Source organism: Enterococcus villorum, assembly GCF_007990225.1.
GTDB lineage: Bacteria > Bacillota > Bacilli > Lactobacillales > Enterococcaceae > Enterococcus_B > Enterococcus_B villorum.
This window is the reverse complement of the sequence record NZ_BJWF01000076.1, coordinates 1-3,271: the sequence shown is the minus strand read 5'-3', so window position 1 is coordinate 3,271 and position 3,271 is coordinate 1. Positions and strand designations below refer to the sequence as shown.

Genomic DNA, 3,271 nt, shown 5'->3' with positions numbered 1-3,271 from the left:
GCGTGGCGACGACCTACTCTCACAAGGGGCAACCCCTCACTACAATCGGCGCTAAGAAGCTTAACTTCTGTGTTCGGCATGGTTACAGGTGTATCCTTCTCGCTATCGCCACCACACTGTGGTGTTATCTTTTATTGAGTAAATGTTATTCACTCAAAACTGGATTTGAAGTATTAGTCACTCTACCGAGTTTTTTCTTTACCAATGTGGTTAAGTCCTCGATCGATTAGTATCAGTCCGCTCCATACATCACTGTACTTCCACTCCTGACCTATCTACCTGATCATCTCTCAGGGATCTTACTTTCTTAAAGAAATGGGAAATCTCATCTTGAGGTGGGCTTCACACTTAGATGCTTTCAGCGTTTATCCCTTCCCTACATAGCTACCCAGCAATGCCCTTGGCAGAACAACTGGTACACCAGCGGTAAGTCCATCCCGGTCCTCTCGTACTAAGGACAGCTCCTCTCAAATTTCCAACGCCCGCGACGGATAGGGACCGAACTGTCTCACGACGTTCTGAACCCAGCTCGCGTGCCGCTTTAATGGGCGAACAGCCCAACCCTTGGGACCGACTACAGCCCCAGGATGCGACGAGCCGACATCGAGGTGCCAAACCTCCCCGTCGATGTGGACTCTTGGGGGAGATAAGCCTGTTATCCCCAGGGTAGCTTTTATCCGTTGAGCGATGGCCCTTCCATGCGGAACCACCGGATCACTAAGCCCGACTTTCGTCCCTGCTCGACTTGTTGGTCTCGCAGTCAAGCTCCCTTCTGCCTTTACACTCTTCGAATGATTTCCAACCATTCTGAGGGAACCTTTGGGCGCCTCCGTTACCTTTTAGGAGGCGACCGCCCCAGTCAAACTGCCCATCTGACACTGTCTCCCACCACGATTAGTGGTGCGGGTTAGAGTGGCCATAACGCAGGGGTAGTATCCCACCAGCGCCTCCATCGAAACTAGCGTTCCGATTTCTACGGCTCCTACCTATCCTGTACATGCGGTACAGACACTCAATATCAAACTACAGTAAAGCTCCATGGGGTCTTTCCGTCCTGTCGCGGGTAACCTGCATCTTCACAGGTACTAAAATTTCACCGAGTCTCTCGTTGAGACAGTGCCCAAATCGTTACGCCTTTCGTGCGGGTCGGAACTTACCCGACAAGGAATTTCGCTACCTTAGGACCGTTATAGTTACGGCCGCCGTTTACTGGGGCTTCAATTCGTACCTTCGCTTACGCTAAGCACTCCTCTTAACCTTCCAGCACCGGGCAGGCGTCAGCCCCTATACTTCATCTTACGATTTTGCAGAGACCTGTGTTTTTGATAAACAGTCGCTTGGGCCTATTCACTGCGGCTGATCAAAGATCAGCACCCCTTCTCCCGAAGTTACGGGGTCATTTTGCCGAGTTCCTTAACGAGAGTTCTCTCGCTCACCTTAGGATTCTCTCCTCGACTACCTGTGTCGGTTTGCGGTACGGGTCGATGTTTTCTCACTAGAAGCTTTTCTCGGCAGTGTGACATCAGGAACTTCGGTACTATTATTTCCCTCCCCATCACAGCTTGTCCGTAAAGATAGAAGCATTTGACTCCTACCAAGACTTACTGCTTAGACAGACATTTCCAATCGTCTGCATTCCTTAGCCTCCTGCGTCCCTCCATTGCTCAAACAAAAACAACGAGTACAGGAATATCAACCTGTTGTCCATCGCCTACGCCTGTCGGCCTCGGCTTAGGTCCCGACTAACCCTGGGCGGACGAGCCTTCCCCAGGAAACCTTAGTCATTCGGTGGACAGGATTCTCACCTGTCTTTCGCTACTCATACCGGCATTCTCACTTCTAAGCGCTCCAGCAGTCCTCACGATCTGCCTTCAACGCCCTTAGAACGCTCTCCTACCAATACACCTAAAGGTGTACTCCACAGCTTCGGTAATATGTTTAGCCCCGGTACATTTTCGGCGCAGGGTCACTCGACTAGTGAGCTATTACGCACTCTTTAAATGGTGGCTGCTTCTAAGCCAACATCCTAGTTGTCTGTGCAACCCCACATCCTTTTCCACTTAACATATATTTTGGGACCTTAGCTGGTGGTCTGGGCTGTTTCCCTTTCGACTATGGATCTTATCACTCACAGTCTGACTCCCGAATATGAATGAATGGCATTCGGAGTTTATCTGAATTCGGTAACCCGAGATGGGCCCCTAGTCCAAACAGTGCTCTACCTCCATCATTCTCAATTTCGAGGCTAGCCCTAAAGCTATTTCGGAGAGAACCAGCTATCTCCAAGTTCGTTTGGAATTTCTCCGCTACCCACACCTCATCCCCGCACTTTTCAACGTACGTGGGTTCGGTCCTCCAGTGCGTTTTACCGCACCTTCAACCTGGACATGGGTAGATCACATGGTTTCGGGTCTATGACTACATACTCAAACGCCCTATTCAGACTCGCTTTCGCTGCGGCTCCGTCTCTTCAACTTAACCTCGCATGCAATCGTAACTCGCCGGTTCATTCTACAAAAGGCACGCCATCACCCATTAACGGGCTTTGACTTGTTGTAGGCACACGGTTTCAGGTTCTATTTCACTCCCCTTCCGGGGTGCTTTTCACCTTTCCCTCACGGTACTGGTTCACTATCGGTCACTAGGGAGTATTTAGCCTTGGGAGATGGTCCTCCCGGATTCCGACGGAATTCCTCGTGTTCCGCCGTACTCAGGATCCTCCTAGGTGCCTTCCAAATTTCGTCTACGGGGTTTTTACCCTCTTTGACTGACTTTTCCAAGTCATTCGACTATCTGAAAGAACTACCAGATCGGAGTCCTACAACCCCAATGAGCAAGCTCATTGGTTTGGGCTTTTCCCGTTTCGCTCGCCGCTACTCAGGGAATCGAATTTTCTTTCTCTTCCTGCAGGTACTTAGATGTTTCAGTTCTCTGCGTCTACCTCGATTGCGCTATGTATTCACGCAAACGTAACATCCTATCAAAGATGTTGGGTTCCCCCATTCGGAAATCTCTGGATCATAGCTTACGTACAGCTCCCCAAAGCATATCGGTGTTAGTCCCGTCCTTCATCGGCTCCTAGTGCCAAGGCATCCACCGTGCGCCCTTATTCACTTAACCTTATCAACCTTACGGTTGGGTTTTGATCGTTCTTCTAGCGATAGAAGTTCGATCAAGAAAATAAGCAATTGAACTTATTAAAAAACTCATTCAACGCGGTGTTCTCGGTTTGTATTACTAATTTACTTCAAATATCCAGTTTTCAATGAAC

General features: G+C 49.5%; 2 rRNA genes. Both read right to left on the bottom strand.

Annotated elements, in window-relative coordinates:
- Positions 1–116 (bottom strand): 5S ribosomal RNA (gene rrf, locus EVI01_RS13265).
- A gap of 90 nt (positions 117–206) precedes the next feature.
- A 23S ribosomal RNA gene (locus EVI01_RS13260) occupies positions 207–3,120 on the bottom strand.
- Between the last annotated feature and the right edge of the window lie 151 nt (positions 3,121–3,271).